Source organism: Dactylosporangium sp. McL0621 (assembly GCF_049995355.1).
In the GTDB taxonomy this organism is placed as follows: domain Bacteria; phylum Actinomycetota; class Actinomycetes; order Mycobacteriales; family Micromonosporaceae; genus Dactylosporangium.
In genome coordinates this window covers 1,737,738-1,753,660 of sequence record NZ_CP188259.1, presented here as the reverse complement: position 1 = coordinate 1,753,660, position 15,923 = coordinate 1,737,738, and the positions used below count along the sequence as shown (strand labels likewise).

At 72.8% G+C, this 15,923-nt stretch carries 16 protein-coding genes and 1 pseudogene; 3 read left to right on the top strand and 14 right to left on the bottom strand.

What is annotated here, in order from left to right; genetic code table 11:
- Positions 1 to 191: 191 nt before the first annotated feature.
- Entirely contained in the window at positions 192 to 386 is a 195-nt protein-coding gene (locus ACPPVO_RS08005; protein ID WP_426510601.1) for a hypothetical protein, read from the bottom strand.
- A gap of 298 nt (positions 387 to 684) precedes the next feature.
- Between ACPPVO_RS08005 and ACPPVO_RS08000 the strand changes: the two genes are divergently transcribed.
- The gene (locus tag ACPPVO_RS08000) at positions 685 to 1,314 is read left to right on the top strand and encodes a CAP domain-containing protein (protein WP_426510600.1); all 630 of its coding nucleotides are present in this window, start codon (positions 685 to 687) and stop codon (positions 1,312 to 1,314) included.
- A 26-nt stretch (positions 1,315 to 1,340) separates the two neighbouring features.
- Positions 1,341 to 2,120, top strand: a complete 780-nt coding sequence (locus ACPPVO_RS07995; protein WP_426510599.1) for a spherulation-specific family 4 protein — start codon at positions 1,341 to 1,343, stop codon at positions 2,118 to 2,120.
- Here ACPPVO_RS07995 and mutM read toward each other — a convergent pair.
- The 11 genes and pseudogenes from mutM to ACPPVO_RS07940 all read right to left on the bottom strand — a co-directional run bounded on the left by mutM (position 2,056) and on the right by ACPPVO_RS07940 (position 14,023).
- Positions 2,056 to 2,910 (bottom strand): bifunctional DNA-formamidopyrimidine glycosylase/DNA-(apurinic or apyrimidinic site) lyase, encoded by an 855-nt coding sequence (gene mutM / locus ACPPVO_RS07990; RefSeq protein ID WP_360369475.1) that lies wholly within the window; start codon positions 2,908 to 2,910, stop codon positions 2,056 to 2,058. The genes ACPPVO_RS07995 and mutM overlap by 65 nt on opposite strands.
- Positions 2,911 to 2,919: 9 nt before the next feature.
- The gene (locus ACPPVO_RS07985) at positions 2,920 to 4,224 is read right to left on the bottom strand and encodes a mannosyltransferase family protein (protein WP_426510598.1); all 1,305 of its coding nucleotides are present in this window, start codon (positions 4,222 to 4,224) and stop codon (positions 2,920 to 2,922) included.
- Positions 4,225 to 4,645: 421 nt separating this feature from the next.
- Positions 4,646 to 5,272, bottom strand: a pseudogene (gene rnc / locus ACPPVO_RS07980) (ribonuclease III); the annotation flags it as partial.
- 50 nt (positions 5,273 to 5,322) lie between these two features.
- Positions 5,323 to 6,969, bottom strand: a complete 1,647-nt coding sequence (locus ACPPVO_RS07975) for a hypothetical protein (RefSeq protein ID WP_426510597.1) — start codon at positions 6,967 to 6,969, stop codon at positions 5,323 to 5,325.
- A 13-nt stretch (positions 6,970 to 6,982) separates the two neighbouring features.
- Positions 6,983 to 7,156 carry a 50S ribosomal protein L32 gene (rpmF, locus tag ACPPVO_RS07970; protein WP_259861936.1) on the bottom strand — a complete coding sequence of 58 codons (174 nt, stop codon included), beginning with the start codon at positions 7,154 to 7,156 and terminating at the stop codon, positions 6,983 to 6,985.
- A 6-nt stretch (positions 7,157 to 7,162) separates the two neighbouring features.
- Positions 7,163 to 7,729, bottom strand: a complete 567-nt coding sequence (locus ACPPVO_RS07965) for a YceD family protein (protein ID WP_426510596.1) — start codon at positions 7,727 to 7,729, stop codon at positions 7,163 to 7,165.
- Positions 7,730 to 7,818: 89 nt separating this feature from the next.
- Positions 7,819 to 8,319 (bottom strand): hypothetical protein, encoded by a 501-nt coding sequence (locus ACPPVO_RS07960; protein ID WP_344611398.1) that lies wholly within the window; start codon positions 8,317 to 8,319, stop codon positions 7,819 to 7,821.
- A gap of 89 nt (positions 8,320 to 8,408) precedes the next feature.
- The gene (coaD, locus tag ACPPVO_RS07955; protein ID WP_360370216.1) at positions 8,409 to 8,894 is read right to left on the bottom strand and encodes a pantetheine-phosphate adenylyltransferase; all 486 of its coding nucleotides are present in this window, start codon (positions 8,892 to 8,894) and stop codon (positions 8,409 to 8,411) included.
- A gap of 413 nt (positions 8,895 to 9,307) precedes the next feature.
- Positions 9,308 to 9,886, bottom strand: a complete 579-nt coding sequence (gene rsmD, locus ACPPVO_RS07950) for a 16S rRNA (guanine(966)-N(2))-methyltransferase RsmD (protein ID WP_426510595.1) — start codon at positions 9,884 to 9,886, stop codon at positions 9,308 to 9,310.
- A gap of 314 nt (positions 9,887 to 10,200) precedes the next feature.
- Positions 10,201 to 12,408 (bottom strand): ATP-dependent DNA helicase RecG, encoded by a 2,208-nt coding sequence (gene recG, locus ACPPVO_RS07945; RefSeq protein ID WP_426514570.1) that lies wholly within the window; start codon positions 12,406 to 12,408, stop codon positions 10,201 to 10,203.
- 7 nt (positions 12,409 to 12,415) lie between these two features.
- Positions 12,416 to 14,023, bottom strand: a complete 1,608-nt coding sequence (locus ACPPVO_RS07940; RefSeq protein WP_426510594.1) for a DAK2 domain-containing protein — start codon at positions 14,021 to 14,023, stop codon at positions 12,416 to 12,418.
- A gap of 178 nt (positions 14,024 to 14,201) precedes the next feature.
- Here ACPPVO_RS07940 and rpmB point away from each other — a divergent pair, with 178 nt between their 5' ends.
- Positions 14,202 to 14,393, top strand: a complete 192-nt coding sequence (rpmB, locus tag ACPPVO_RS07935; protein ID WP_190249618.1) for a 50S ribosomal protein L28 — start codon at positions 14,202 to 14,204, stop codon at positions 14,391 to 14,393.
- A gap of 62 nt (positions 14,394 to 14,455) precedes the next feature.
- On the opposite strand, the gene ACPPVO_RS07930 is transcribed toward rpmB, so the two are convergent.
- Together ACPPVO_RS07930 and ACPPVO_RS07925 are read right to left on the bottom strand one after the other, a co-directional pair.
- Complete coding sequence (locus ACPPVO_RS07930; protein ID WP_426510593.1) at positions 14,456 to 14,923, bottom strand: GNAT family N-acetyltransferase; 468 nt, start codon at positions 14,921 to 14,923, stop codon at positions 14,456 to 14,458.
- Between the two features lie 21 nt (positions 14,924 to 14,944).
- Positions 14,945 to 15,907: a thiamine-phosphate kinase gene (locus ACPPVO_RS07925; protein ID WP_426510592.1), complete on the bottom strand. Its 963-nt coding sequence runs from the start codon at positions 15,905 to 15,907 to the stop codon at positions 14,945 to 14,947.
- Positions 15,908 to 15,923 lie beyond the last annotated feature (16 nt).

Genomic DNA, 15,923 nt, shown 5'->3' with positions numbered 1-15,923 from the left:
CGCCGGGACACTACCCTTCCCTGCAGTACCGCACACCATAATGCGCGTGTCGCGGACACAGCGCCCACTCTGACCCCTTGAGTAACCAACGGGACGACCGGGTCGTTACATGACTGCGCGCCGAGACCCAGAGGATGTCGGCGCGCGGGTTTACTGTGCAGTTCTGCGCAGGCTGCGGTGACCTGAAATCTTCAGGCCATCGCCGGCTCGGCGAGCCGGACCAGGTGGTCCGTCTCCGACGCCGCCGCGGCGAGCCGGTCGTTTTCGGCGCGGAGCCGAACAACCTCGAACTCGAGCGCCCGAACCTTGGCGCGCAGTTGGGTGACCTCGTCGACTAGGCGCCGGTCGGGCGCGCTGCCTACGTGGCCGTAGAGGGCCTTAGCCATATCGTCTCCTTGTTAAGCGCAGCCGGTCGATTCCGGCAAACGCGCGCCCAGCACCCGCGACCGAAGCACAAGGGCATAATTGGGCGCGACTGGCGACCCCTCTATGTTCCGTCCGAGGGGCGACTTAGTCAAGCGCAGAGGCACGCCAAACGTCCTGGCCAGGGTGTTCTCACTCACCCGGGTGCGTGATCCACACGCCGCGCCGATCGTGGCAGTGTGCCACCGGTTGCCCCGCGGCGCCACCGCAAAGTAGCGTCATGTCTGGGAAATCTGGGGACGACGGGACCGGGAGAGTGCGATGACGGGTCTCACTGCGAGACTCGGGCCCACCGGGATAGCCGCGATCGTCACCGCAGTGCTCATCGTCTTCGGCCTGGGCGCCGTGATCATTCCGGCGCTCGCCGGCGGCGGCGACTCCTCGGCCCCGCACGCCGCCGCTCCGCCGCCCGACGTGGCGCCTCCGAGCGCCGCCGACGCCAGCAGCGCGCCCGCGCCCACCACCGAGGCGCCGACGACGGCCCAGACGACCCTCGTGGCCGCGAACTTCAACGCCGGCTACGAGGACCGCGTCGTGCAGCTGATCAACAGCGAGCGGCGCAAGAAGCGGTGCGAGGCCCTACGGGTCGACACGAAGCTGCGCAGCGCCGCGCGGGGGCACGCGGCGGACATGGCGGCCAAGGACTTCACCGATGCCAGGGGCAGCGACGGCAGCAGCCCGCAGGACCGGGTCAGCGCGGCCGGCTTCAGCGGCGGGTTCGCCGACGAGCTGACCGCCAAGGGCGGCGACGCGGGCGACGTCGTCAAGCACTGGCTGCATGACGGCGACGCGAAGGACACGCTGCTCGACTGCGACACCACATCGATCGGTGTCGGGGCCGCCATGCGCGGCCGCACGCCCTACTGGACCGTGGACACGGGCCGTGCTTGAGGGGGCCCAGCATCGTTAGTCCGGTCGTGGACCGGGTTCCGACGCTCCTGCCACTGCGGGCGCATCCGCTGGCCCGGCCACACGCATGGGAGATCGTCGCGAGCCACGGTCCGGCGTTCACCGTCGTCGTCGACGTCGCGGGCGGGCCCGGCAGCGGCCGCGACCCGCTGTGGACCGCGGCCATGAGCCGCCTGGCCGCGGCGGGCGTCCGGCTGCTCGGCTACGTCGACATCGACTACGGCACGCGCCCGGTCGCGCAGATCCGCGCGGACGTGTACCGATGGAGCGGGTACCCGGTGCGCGGCGTGTTCCTCGACCACACGCCCGTGAGCCCCTACGCGATCGGCCCGGTCGCCGTCGTCGCGCAGTCCGCCGCCCGCGCCGACCTGCCCGAGGTGGTGCTGAACCCGGGCGAGCCGCCGGACGAGGCGTACCGCGAGCTTGGGCTGCCCGTGTGCGTGTTCGACGGCAGCTGGCGGGAGTACCGGCGCTGGTCGGGCGAGGGCGCGCGCCCGGGCGACGGGCACCTGGTGCACGCCGTGCCGCCCTGGGAGCTCGACGAGGCCGCTCACCTGCAGGTCAGCCGCGGAGCCGGCTTCGGGCTCGTCACCGACCTGGGGGCGCCCGACCCGTACGCGGACCTGCCCGCCTGGTGCGGCCTCGTGCCCGGCCTGGCCGAGCTCGGGGCCGAGCGCGACCGGCCGACCCCGGCCCCGCGGCGCCCGCGCCCCTACCGCGCGCTCAGCGTGGCGCGAGACGGGGCCGCGGCTGGCAGCGCGGGCAGGAGTACGAGGACCGGTTCATGAACGCCTCCCGGCGGATCGGGCTGCCGCACCGGTTGCAGGGCAGGCCCTCGCGGCCGTAGGCGTTCAGGGAGCGCTCGAAGTACCCGCTCTCGCCGTTGACGTTGACGTACAGCGAGTCGAAACTCGTCCCGCCCTGCCCGATGGCCTCGTTGAGCACGTCGCGGACGTGGCCGAGGAGGCGGCGGGCGACGGGGCGCGACAGCTGCGACGTGTCGCGCGCGCCGTGCAGCCGGGCCCGCCACAGCGCCTCGTCCGCGTAGATGTTGCCCACGCCGGAGATGAGCGTCTGGTCCAGCAGCGCGCGTTTGACCTCGGTGTGCCGCTTGCGCAGCCGCTCCACGAACAGGTCGTCGACGAAGAGCGGGTCGACCGGGTCGAGCGCGATGTGCGCCAGCTCGCCCGGGAGCACGGCGCCGCCCAGCGAGACGTTCAGGCCGCCGAACGTGCGCTGGTCGACGAAGCGCAGCTCCGGCCCGTCGTCGTCGAAGGCGACCCGCACCCGCAGGTGGATCTCCGCCGCGGCGTCGACGGGCTGCATGAGCAGCTGCCCGGACATGCCGAGGTGGCCGACCAGGGCGTCCTCGTCGTCCAGGGGCATCCAGAGGTACTTGCCGCGGCGCATCACCGCGCCCACGCGCCGGCCCGCGAGGACGCCCGCGAAATGCTCGGCGCCGGGCAGGTGGCGGCGGATCGCGCGCGGGTGCAGCACCTCGACCGTGGCGATGCGCCGGCCGGACACCCACTTGTCGAGGCCACGGCGGACGGTCTCGACCTCGGGCAGCTCAGGCATGGAATCCCTCTAGATCGCGTAGTGCCAGACGGTGATCAGGTAGGAGCCGTACCACAGCCCGAACGCACCGCAGGCCGCCAAGACTAGCGCCGCGGTGCGCGGCCGCGCGCGTCCGAGCGCGATGGCGGGCGGCACCAGGATCAGCAGTGCGGGCACGAGCAGGCGCGGCTTGGAGTGGTAGTACCCGGCCTGGCCGAGCACCAGGACCAGGACCAGCACGCCGTACACGGCCAGCGGCGGCCACACCCGTCGCACCAGCGCGACGACGGCCAGGATCACGACGCCGATGAGCATCCACGCGATGCTGACCTGGATCCAGCCGTCGCCGGCCTTGAACGCGTCGCGCAGGAAGGTCAGGGTCGAGGAGCCGTAGTCGAACGTCGTGCCCCAGCCGGCCGTCTGGATGTCGAACCAGGCGCCCAGATCGCCCACACGCAGCCCGACCCACAGCAGATAGGCCGGCACGCCCGCGAGGGCGATGACGGCGCCCAGGATCGGTTTCCAGAACCCCGCGGGTGTACTTCCTGTGCCTCTCGGCTCCGCCGCGTCGCCCGTCGCCGTGGGGCGATCCTCAACGGCCCCCGCGCGGCGCTCTTTGCCGGCCGCGGTGCGGCGTTCTTCGACGGCCGCCGCGCCACGCTCATCGACCGCCGCGACGCCACGCTCTTCGGCGGCCGCCGCGCGACGCTCTTTGACGATCGCCATTGCCGCGGCTACGGCCAGGGCGATCGCCGCGGCCGCGCCCGTGGGCCGGCTCAAGCCGGCGGCGAGCCCCAGGATGCCGGCAAGAATCCAGTCGCCCCGGTGTGCGAAGAGCAGCATGGCGACGACCAGGGCCGTGAACAGCGCCTCGGAGTACCCCATCGACAGCGCCATCGACATGGGCTGCAGACAGAACAGCGCGGTGAGGGCCAGGCCCACCCGCTCGTCGTACAGGCGCGTGCCGAGCGCGCACAGCAGCACGGCCGCGACCCCGCCGGCCAGCCACGACACCGTGATCGCGGCGGTGCCGTAGTCCAGGCGCGTGACCAGGTGCACGAGGCGGACCGTCATCGGGTACCCGGGGAAGAACGCCAGGCCGTTGCCGGTCAGGTGGCCTGCGCCGTCGTACGTGTACCCCGACGGATAGCCCTCCTCGGCGACGCGCACGAAGTGCCCGCCGTCCCACGCGAGCAGGCGGTCACGGATCTTGTCGTCGGGCGACATCCACCACAGCAGCGCCAGCTGCACGAGGCGGCTCAGCGCATAGATGCCCAACGGGAATGCGATGAGCGTGGTGCGGGCGCGCTGGGTGATCTCATTGACCGGCGTCATCGTCGTCATCGGGGCGCGGTTCCTCGGCGGTGTCGGTCTCGGTGATGTCCGCGTGCGTGGTGCTGCTGGTCGTGTCGCGCCTGTCCGGATGCTGATTGGTCAGGCCCGCGTCCTGCTGGGGCGCGTCCGCGCCCGGCTTGCCCAGGTCGGTGCTCTGCTTGCCGGTGCCCGCGTCCGGGCGTGGCTTGGCGGTCTTGCCGTTGCCGTTGCCGTTGCCGGCGTCCCCGGCCTTGCCGGGCTCGGCCTTGTTGGGCTCGGCTCTGCCGGGCTCGGCTCTGCCGGGCTCGGCTCTGCCGGGCTCGGCTCTGCCGGGCTCGGCTCTGCCGGGCTCGGCTCTGCCTGGCTCGGTCTTGGTGGACTCGGCTTTGGTGGACTCGGCCGCCTCCAGGATGCTGTAGGCCGCGGACTCCGGCTGGACGCCCGACAGCTCGCGCCAGGCCGCCTCGGCCGCGCGCTGCTCGGCCTCCTTCTTGCTGCCGCCCTGCGAGCCGCCGTAGCGCTTTCCCGCGACGATCACCCAGGCGGTGAACCGCTTGGCGTGGTCGGGCCCCTCCTCGTCGATGCGGTACTCGGGCACCCCCAGCCCACGCCCGGCGGTCAGCTCCTGCAGGCTGGTCTTCCAGTCCAGGCCGGCCCCGCGCATCGCCGCCTCGGCCATCAGCCCGTCGAACAGCTTGTGGATCACCTGCGCGGTCATGTCCAGGCCGTGCTGCAGGTAGATGGCGCCGATCAGCGCCTCCAGCGTGTCCGCGAGGATGCTGGCCTTGTCGCGGCCGCCCGTCGCCTCCTCGCCGCGGCCGAGCAGCAGGAACGGCCCGATACCTCCGGGCCCGAGCCGCCGCGCGACCTCCGCGAGGGCGCGCATGTTCACGACGCTGGCGCGCAGCTTCGCGAGCTGGCCCTCGGCGAGCGTCGGGTGATTCTGGAACAGGGCGGTCGTGATGACCACCCCGAGCACGGCGTCGCCGAGGAACTCGAGCCGCTCGTTGGTGGGCAGGCCGCCGTTCTCGTACGCGTACGAGCGGTGCGTCAGCGCCCGCTTGAGCATGTCCGGGTCGAACCCGACACCGAAGGCGGCCTCGAGGCTGTTCTGGTTCTTCACGAGCGCTCTCCCAGTGCGTCACGGATGGTGAGCCCGCCGGCCGAGGAGAGTTCGGTCAGCAGATCATCGGCAAGTCCCGCGACCGCAGGGGTGATGCGGTAGCGGTGTAGACGTGCGGCGAGGGCGATACCGTCGGCGATCTCCGCGCCGCCGGCCGAGCCGTGGCAGACGACGACGTCGCCGGCCACGCCGAGGAGCACGGCCGCGGCCTCATGCCGCGCGACCGCGCCCCGGGGTGCGGCTCCCCCGCCCCCGGACGTGCCCTCAGGTCCGGCTCCCCCGCCCCCGCGCGCGTCCTCAGGCGCGGCTTCTGCGCTCCCGCGCGTGCCCTCAGGCGCGGCTTCTGCGCTCCCGCGCGTGCCCTCAGGCGCGGCTCCCCCGCGCGCGTCCTCAGGCGCGGCTTCTGCGCCCCCGCGCGTGCCCTCAGGCGCGGCTCCCCCGCGCGCGTCCTCAGGCGCGGCTTCTGCGCCCCCGCGCGTGCCCGCAGGCGCGGCTCCCCCGCCCCCGCGCACGTCCTCGGGTGCGACCGCTCCGGCCGCGAACGTGCCCACGGGCGCGGCTCTCCCGCCCCCGGGCCTGGCATCGGGTACGGCTCCCCCGCCCCCGGACCTGCCCTCAAGTGCAGCTTTCCCGCTCCCGCGCGCCGCCTCAGGTGCGGCTCCCCCGCCCCCGGACGTGCTCGTGGGCGCGGAGGCGTCGTGGCCCATGTCCGCCCCGCCGCCACGTCGCGCGAACGCGTCGCGGTCTCGGCGGGGATCGAACGCGGATGCGTCGGTGGAATCGGGCGCGGGCGCGTCCGAGCGCTGCGCGGGCGCGTACGGGGCAGGTTCCGGCGCGGCGAAGGCCACGCGAGCCGCGGCCATCGCCCCCTCGATGCCCTTGAGCAGGACGTTTCCGGTGAAGCCGTCGGTCACGATGACGTCGGCGGGGCCCCCGCGCGGTACATCGAAACCTTCAACGAGGCCCACGTAGCGCCCGCCTGCGGGCAGCGGAATGTCCGACAGCGCGATCGATACCGCCCGGCGCAGGCGGTCGCCCTTGCCCGGCTCACTGCCGATGGACAGCAGCCCGACGCGCGGGCGCGCGATGCCCAGGGCGACGGAGGCGTACGCGGTGCCGAGGACGGCGTGCTGGACGAGCTCCAGCATCGTCGCGTCGAGGGTCACCCCGACGTCCAGCAGGAGCACGGGCCCGTGCTCGGTGGGCAACTGGGCGGCGAGCCCGGGCCGGCGCACGCCACGCAGGCGGCCGAGCACATGCGCGGACGCGGCGACGGCGGCGCCGCTGGAGCCCGCGGAGACCATCGCGTCCGCGCGGCCGGTGTAGACCGCCTCCGCGGCCGCGCGTACCGACGTGGAGCGCCGGATGTTGCGCAGCGGGGATTCGGCCATGCCGATGGCGGCGTCGACGACGATGACACTGACGCGCTCGCGGTCAGTGACCGGGAGCGCGCCAATGACCTCGTCGGCCACTTCTTGTGGTCCGACAAGGAGAAGGTGGAGGTCTGGATCGGCGCTGCATGCGCGCAGAGCGCCGTCAACCACGACGGCGGGAGCCCCGTCCCCGCCGAGGAGGTCGACGGCGATCCGCGCGACACCGGACGGGGGCTGCCCGCCGTGCGGCGATCGGTCGGATCGCGTCACCCGGATCCGGTAATCAGACCTCGATGACCTGACGGCCGTTGTACGTGCCGCAGACCGAGCACGCCGCGTGAGGCAGCTTGGGCGAGCGGCACTGCGGGCACGGCTGGGTGGAAACCGCGACGGCTTTCCACTGGCTCCGGCGCGACCGGGTGTTGCTGCGCGACATCTTCCGCTTTGGAACGGCCACGGGACCTTACTCCTCTGACGTCTTGATCTGGGACAGGGCGGCCCAGCGCGGGTCGACCTGCTCGTGGGTGTGACCCGCGGGCAGTTCGTCGATCGGTACCCCGCACTCGGGGCACAGACCTGGGCAGTCTTCGCGGCACACGGGGTTGGCGGCCATTGAGAGCACCACCGAGTCCCGCAGTGCCGGCTCCAGGTCGATCAGGTCGCCCTGCAGCCGTCCGACTTCGTCCTCGTCGGTCGTCTCGTCCGTGGTGCTGTGCTCGTAGGCATAGAACTCTTGGAGCGGGACGTCCATCGTGTCACTGATCGGGCGTAGGCAACGCCCGCACTCGCCCGCCAGCGGGGCGGTGACGATGCCGGAGACGAGTACGCCTTCGGACACCGACTCCATCCGCAGCTGGAGATCAAGTTCGGCGCCATGGGGCACGCCGATCAGCTCCAGGCCGAGGTCTTTGGGCGCCGGCACCTTCCGCTGTACCGCATGCAGAGCACCCGGTCGGCGTGGGAGGTCTCTCGTCTCGAGGACCAGCGGCGACCGGGGATTCAGGTGCGGGTGCTGTGGTTGATGTGGCATCTTTCAGACTCCGGCCAGGCAGGGCCGACGGACTAGGGTACCCGAGCGGCAGATCTTCCGTCGAATCGGCTCTAACAGTACCGCGCCCGTCAGAACGGCAGCGGCCGGTCGTCCTCACCGGACGGGGTGAACGAACCGATCTCCCGAAGCGCGTGCATCTTGTCACGCCCGCGCTCGATCGAGGCCAGCGACCGGGTGAGGAACTGCTCGAAGTTGGCCAGCGCCGTATCGACGTAGTCGTCGACCTCGTCGCGCAGCCGCTGCGTCTCCGCGCGGGCCTCGTTGATCATCCGCGACGCCTCATGCTCGGCCGACACGACGATCTCGTTGATCGACACGAGGCGCGTGTGCTCGGCCTCGGCCTCGGCGATGATCCGCTCCGCCTCGCGCCGTCCCGCGTCGACGATCTTGTCCCGCTCGTCGAGCAGGGCGCTGGCGCGCCGCAGCTCACCGGGCAGGTCGGCACGCAGCTGGTCGAGCAGATTGATCATGTCGGCGCGGTCGAACACGAAGTTGCTCCGCGACATCGGCGCCGACCGTGCACCCTCGACCAGCGCAATGATCTGGTCGATGCTCTCGAGCGGATCCACCTGCGGTCACTCCTGTTCCAACGTCGAACGACGTAACCATCATGCGGCCCGGACGCCGAAGCCGCTCCATCGCCACTCGGGTGTTGCACTTACTTTCGCGCCGAGGCGAACCGTTCACGCAGGCGATTCGCCACGAGATCGGGTACATGTGGCGAAACGTCGCCGCCCCACTTGGCGACCTCTTTGATGAGGCTCGACGAGACGAAGGAGTACTTCGGGTTGGTCGGCATGAACAGCGTCTCGATGCCGCCGAGGCCGTAGTTCATCTGCGCCATCTGCAGCTCGTAGTCGAAGTCGCCGGCCACGCGCACGCCCTTGACGATCGCGCCGATGTCGTTGGAGTGGCAGAAGTCGACCAGCAGCCCCTGAAAGGCGTCGACCCGGACGTTGGCGTACGGCGCGGACACCGCGGCGAGCATCTCCAGCCGCTCGTCGACCGTGAACAGCCCTGCCTTGCTCTGATTGATCAGTACCGCAACGACAACCTCATCGAACATCTGCGATGCCCGACCCACGATGTCCAGGTGCCCGTTGGTGACCGGATCGAACGAACCCGGACAGACCGCGCGCCTCATTGCACCAGCCCAAGCCTCATGAGCGGGGACCGTACCAAAGGTTCGCTTAACTCGTGCGCGAGCCATCCTGCTCGCGTCGGCCGCACCACAGTGCCGCCCGGTCGCCCCACCCAGCGCACCCCGCCCGACCAGGCCATCAGCGATCAACTCCCGCCCGCGCGTTCGCTCGGCTCGTCCGCCGCGATCGCCTTGACTCAGCCAATCGCCGAGCGGTCCCACCGCGCCCGCGCGAGGCCAGACCACGGAGACATCGCTTCGCCACGTCGATCGCCTGATCACGGCTTCCTGATCATGGCCGCCCGCGCACGGACTCCTCGCGCCTGGAGCGGTTGCGCCGACTTCGTTCTGATCGCACCGGCGCGGCCCTGGGGTGCGCCCGCCGCGCCCGCGCGCAGCCACCGACCCCTGCCTGGCTACCTCGCGCCCGAGTAGTCCGGATCACGCTGGGCGTACCACAGCGTCGTCTCTCCGTACCGCCGCTCCGCGACCGCGCGTAGCCCATCGGGCCACGCCATCGGCGCTCCACGGCTGGACCGCTCGACCACCACGACCGCGTCCGGGGCGAGCCAGCGCTCCGCGAGCGCCTCGAGCACCGCGCGGACGCGATCGTCGGCCACCGCGTACGGCGGGTCGATGAACACCGCGTCGTAGGCCCCGTCCGAATCCCCAGCGAGCAGGCGCTCGACCTTGTCCGTCACCAGGCGTACGCGCCCCGCCACCCCGAGCGCCGCGATGTTGCCGCGGATGATGCGGGCCGCCTTGGCGTCGGCCTCGGCGAGCAGCACGTGGACGGCCCCGCGCGAACAGGCTTCCAGTCCGACCGCGCCCGAGCCCGCGTAGAGATCGGCAAAGCGCGCCCCGTCGAGGTCGACCAGGTTGTCGAGGCTGCTGAACAGCGCCTCGCGCACCCGGTCCGACGTGGGACGCGTGCCCTGCCCGGCCGGCACCGTCAGCCGGCGCCCACCGAGCACCCCGGCCACGATCCGCGTCACACGACCCAGATTAAGCGGTGACGTACACCACGCGACGCTCCCGGGGCACCAGCACGGCAGCACCAGGCAACGTACGCCGCGGCGGCCACGCGACCGCGCGCTGGAACGGCCACGACGCCGCAACGTCGGCCCCGTAGGCCATAGCCACGCGACCGCACGTTGCAACGGTCACCACGCCACGACGGCGGCTCGGTAGGCCAGAGCCACGCGACCGCGCGCTGGAACGGCCACGCCGCCACGACGTCGGCTCGGTAGGCCAATGCCGCGCGACCGCGCGTCGTGATCGCCGCGAAGGCGGAGGGGTGTGAGTCGCGTCACCCCTTTTCGAGGTACTCGGCCCGCTCCTCGTCCACCAGCCGCGCGATGGTCGCCGCCAGGGCCGGATGCCGCTCCAGCTCCCGATCCTCCGCGATCAGCTCGGCCGCCTCCGCGCGGGCCTCCCCGATCAGCTCCGCGTCGCGCAGCAGCGAGAGCAGGCGCAGGTGCGAGCGATGCCCCGACTGCGAGGCCCCGAGCACGTCGCCCTCGCGGCGCTGCTCCAGGTCGAGCTCGGCGAGCTTGAAGCCGTCCGTGCTGGAGGCGACCGCGTCCAGGCGCGCCCGCGCGGGCGTGCCCTCCCCGGACTCGGTGACCAGGAGGCACAGGCCGGGCGCGCTGCCCCGGCCGACGCGTCCGCGCAGCTGGTGCAGCTGGGAGACGCCGAAGCGGTCGGCGTCGAGAATCATCATCATCGTCGAGTTCGGCACGTCCACGCCGACCTCGATGACGGTGGTGGCGACGAGGACGTCGAGGCGGCCCTCGGAGAAGGTACGCATGACGGTGTCCTTCTCCTCGGCCGGCAGGCGCCCGTGCAGGATTCCGATGCGCAGGCCGTGCAGCGGCCCCTCCTCCAGCTGCGGCGCGACGTCCAGCACCGCGACGGGGGGCCGGCGCCCGTCGTCCCCGGCGGGCGGCACGTCCTCGCCGTCGGACTTGGCGGCGTCGCCGATGCGCGGGCACACGATGTACGCCTGGTGCCCCTTCGCCACCTCCTCGCGCAGCCGCCGCCAGCCGCGGTCCAGGAACGCGGGCTTCTCGGTGACGGGTACGACGTGCGAGGCGATCGGCGAGCGTCCGCGCGGCAGCTGGCTCAGTACCGAGGTCTCCAGGTCACCGAAGACGGTCATCGCGACCGTGCGCGGGATCGGGGTCGCCGTCATGACGAGCACGTGCGGCGGCTGGTCGGCCTTGGCGCGCAGGGCGTCGCGCTGCTCGACGCCGAAGCGGTGCTGCTCGTCGACGACGACGAGGCCGAGGTCGGCGAAGTCGACGCCGTCGTAGAGCAGCGCGTGGGTGCCGACGACGATGCCCGCGGTACCGCCGCGGAGGTCTTCCAGAACCTTCCGTCGCGCGGCCGCGCCCAGAGACCCGGTGAGCAGGGTGACCCGGGTCGCCTCCGGCGCGGCGTCGAGCTCGCCGGCCCGCGCCATGGCGCCGAGCAGGTCCGTGACGTTGCGGTGGTGCTGGGCGGCCAGCACCTCGGTCGGGGCCAGCATCGCCGCCTGGCCGCCGGCGTCGACGACCTGGAGCATGGCGCGCAGGGCGCACAGCGTCTTGCCGGAGCCGACCTCGCCCTGCAGCAGGCGGTGCATGGGGTGGGCGCGCTCCAGGTCAGCCGCGATCTCCTCGCCGACGTCGCGCTGGCCGCGGGTCAGCTCGTAGGGCAGCCCGGCGTCGAAGGCGGCGAGCAGCCCGTCCGCGCGGCGCGGGCGCGGGACCGCCGGCCAGTCCTCGGCGCGCTTCTTGCGCTGGACCAGGGTCAGCTGGAGCGCGAACGCCTCATCCCACTTCAGGCGCCTCCGCGCGATGGCGAGCGACTGCTGCGACTCCGGCCGGTGGATCTCGCGCAGTGCCTTGTCCAGCGAGCTCAGCCGCCGCGTCGCGCGCGTCGTGGACGGCACGGGGTCGGGCGTCGGCGGCAGCACGTCCAGCACGGTGCGCACGGCCGATGCGATGCGCCACGTGGGCACGCGTGCGGTCGCCGGGTACACCGGGATGATCGCTCCGGCGAACTCCTCGACCGCCTCCTCGCCCTCGCCGGCGTCGAGCAGGACGTAGTCGGGCTGGTTGAGCTGCAGCTTCTGGTTGAAACGGCCCACCTTGCCGGAGAAGAGCCCCCAGCGGCCCGGGCGCAGCTGGTTCTCCCGCCACGGCTGGTTGAAGAACGTGACGCTGATCTCGCCGCCGCTGTCGTCGCCGATGACCGCCTCGACGAGCGAGCCCCGCTTGCCCCGGGTGTTGCCGCGCTGCTGCACGAACTGCCGGGCGTTCACGCGTTTGACCTGCCCGAACACGGTGACGTCGGTGTCGATCTCCAGCGCCCGGATGTCGGTGTGCTCGCCGCGCTCCTCGTACCGGCGCGGAAAGTGGTACACCAGGTCGCCGACCGTGTGCAGGTCGAGGTGCTCGGCGAGCAGCTTCGCGCCGTTGCCCCCGAGCACCTTGGACAGCGGCGTGGTCAGGTCGATGTCGGCCAACTCCAGGCTTCCTCTACTCGACGCCCACCAGGAGTGGGTAGTGCGGCTGTCCCCCTTCGTAGCACTGGACCTCCACGAACGGCCACGAGCCCTCCACGTGGGCGCGCAGGGCCGCGCCGAGCCCCTCGGGCGCGTCGCGGCCGGCGATCAGCGTCACCAGCTCGCCGCCGCCGGTGAGCATCCGGTCCAGCAGCAGACAGGCGGTCTGTGGCAGATCCTGCCCGATGAGGTTCACTTCGCCGTCGACAATGGCCAGCACGTCGCCCGGCTGGCATCGCCCGGCGACCGTCAGCGCCTCCCGCCCGGCGATGGTGACCTCGGCGGACCGGCACCGCGCGGCCGCCTCGGCCATGGCGATCACGTCGTCCTCGAAGCGGCGCGCGGGGTCGCGCACGGCCATCGCCGCGAGCGCCTGCACCGGGGAGCGGGTGGGCACCACGCCCGCGCGGACGCCCGCGGCGCGCGCCTCGCCGGCCGCGGCGGCGGCGACGGCCAGCACGTTCGCGTCGTTGGGCAGCACGACGACGTGCTCCGCGCCCGTGCGCACGATCGCGTCCACGAGCTGGCGCGTGGAGGGGTTGCCCGTCAGTACCGTCGCCCCCTCGGACTCGAGCAGGTCCGCGAGCCCCGGCCCGCTGCACACGACCACGACCGCCCGTTCCTGCGGCGCGGCCGCAGCCTCGGCGCGGGCAGACCGCCCGGCGATCTGATCCTCGAAGCGGGTCACCGTGATCCGGCTCGGGCGCCCCGCCTCGACGCCGGCCTCGATCGCCGCCCCGACGTCGTTGACGTGCACGTGGACGTGCCAGGTCGGCTCGTCGCCGACGATCACGAGCGAGTCGCCGAGCCCCGCGAGGGCGCCGCGCAGCGTCTCGACCGCGTCCGCGCGCGCCTCGAGCAGGTATTGCACCTCGTAAGCGAACTCGGCCGACCCGGTCTCCCGTTCGACGGTCGCGCCCGGGCGCGCTCCAGCGGGTACCACCGCCGCCGCAATTGGATCGTCGGGCGGCTCGTCGCCGGTCAGGGTCGCGACCAGCGCGTCGAGCAGGACCACCAGGCCGCGCCCGCCCGCGTCGACGACCCCGGCCCGGGCCAGCGCCGGCAACTGCTCGGGCGTCCGCGCGAGGGCCTCCCGCGCCCCCTGCGAGGCCGCCCGGGCGACGGCGACCACGCCCCCGCGCGCCGCGGCGTCCACGGCGGCCTTCGCGGCGGCGACGCCGACGGTCAGGACGGTGCCCTCGACGGGCTCCGCGACCGCGTCGTAGGCCCCGTGCGCCGCGTGGTCCAGCGCCCCGGCGAGCACGTCGCCGGTGACCGGCTGCGCGCCCGCGCGCTCCAGCCCGGCCGCGAGCCCCTTGAACAGCTGGGCCAGGATGATTCCGGAGTTGCCGCGCGCGCCGAGCAGCGCGCCCCGGGCGGCGCCGCGCACGACCTCGGCGGCCGTCGCGCCTGTGGCCGCCTCGACGGCCGAGGACATCGTCAGCACCAGGTTCGTGCCGGTGTCGCCGTCCGGCACCGGGTACACGTTGAGCGCGTCGATCTCGGCCTGGTGGCGCCGCAGCGCGGCCAAGCCGGCGGCACACCACCGGCGGACGGCAGCGGCGTCCACACTGTCTGGCACGCGGCAGAGCCTAACGGTGAAGACGGTCATTCCCCACCGGCGCGGGCGCCGGCAGGGCCGATTGGGTGTCGCGGGGGCGGATCAGGTAACCTTGCTGGGTTGCCCGCCGTTCACCCGGCTGGCAACGTTTCCGGAACTTCGTTCCGGCTCAGGACTGCAATCAACCCAGGAGATCCCCGTGGCTAGCGTGTGCGACGTCTGCGGCAAGGGACCGGGCTTCGGCCACAACGTGTCCCACTCGCACCGGCGGACCAACCGCCGTTGGAACCCCAACATTCAGACGGTGCGCACCCCGGCCGGTGGCGGCACCACGCGGAAGGTGCAGGTCTGCACCTCCTGCCTCAAGGCCGGCAAGGTCGTCCGGGGCTGACCCAGGCAACATAGAGGCCCCGTGACGGCGTCACGGGGCCTTTTGTCGTGCCCGGAGGGTGGTCAGAGGTCGCGGCCGAACGAGCGCACGTCGGGGTAGCCCTTGTAATGGCCGAAGTCCTCGATCCGGGCGTACCCGCTCCGCTCGTACAGCCCGATCGCCTCCGGCTGCGCCGTGCCCGTCTCGAGCCAGATCCGCTTCCGCCCGGCCGCGCGCGCCGCGTCCTCCACGGCCTGGAGCAGCGCCTTGGCCACACCGACGCCGCGGTACTGCGGCGCGACGTACATCCGCTTGAGCTCGGCCGTCGTCTCGTCCTCGACGAACGTGCGGAAGCCGACGCACCCGGCCGGCGCATGGTCCACGTACGCGACGAGGAACGCCCCCGCGGGCGGATCGAACTCGCCGGGTTCGATCGGGGTGGAATCGCCCTCGCCGCCGTACCGCTCGCTCAGGTCGGCGAGCGCGGACGCGGTGAGCTCGGAGGCGACCCGCGAGCCGTAGCGGGTCAGCCGGATGTCGATCTCGGTCACGAGCGTAGAGGGTACCGGCCCTTACCGGAAGTGGTCCCATCCCGGGGCGCCACCCGTGTACCGGCGACCGTCCACGGTCACCCCGTCACCCGTCGTGAACAGGCTCGCAGCCATCACGGAGCCGACGACGAGCCACTCGGCGCCCAGCTCCACGTCGGGCGGGAAGGTGGCGGCCAGCGCGTGGTCGTCGCCGCCGGCGAGCAGCCAGCCGGAAGGGTCCACGCCGAGCGCGGTCGCGGCGGCGTGCATGGCCTCGGGAACGGTGAACGCGTCCCGGCGCAGATCGATGCCGACCCCGCTGGCCGCCGCGATGTGCCCGAGATCGGCCAGCAGGCCGTCCGAGATGTCGATCATGGACGTAGCGCCCATCCGCGCGGCGACGGGCCCCAGGTGGTACGGGACGTCCGGCCGCCGGTGCGCGTCGACGAGCAGCTTCGGCGAGCGGAAGCCGCGGGAGAGGATGGTGTACCCCGCCGCGGCGTGGCCGATCCGCCCCGCCACGGCCACGACGTCGCCCGGACGCGCGCCCGAGCGCACCAGCGGTGCCCGCCCCTCGAGGTCGCCGAGCGCGGTCACCGCGATGGTCAGCGTCGGGCTCGACGACGTGTCCCCGCCCACGACCGTCGCGCCGGTCTTCGCCGCCTCCGCGGCCAGCCCGTCGGCGAGCTCCTCGGCCCAGGTGATCTGGAGGTCCGCCGGGGCGCACAGAGCCACCAGCAGCGCCGTGGGGCGGGCGCCCATGGCCGCGATGTCGGCGAGGTTGGCCGCGGCCGCGCGGTGGCCGACGTCGCGCGCGCTGGACCAGTCGCGGCGGAAGTGGCGCCCGTCGACGAGCACGTCGGTGCTCGCCACGACGCGTGCGTCCGGGGTCGCGACGATCGCCGCATCGTCCCCGGGTCCGAGCAGTACCAAGGGCGACGCCGCCCCGAGCCGAGCCGTCACCCGCGAGATGAGCCCGAACTCCCCGGCGGTTGCTACGGTCACCCGTCCTCCAACCTGA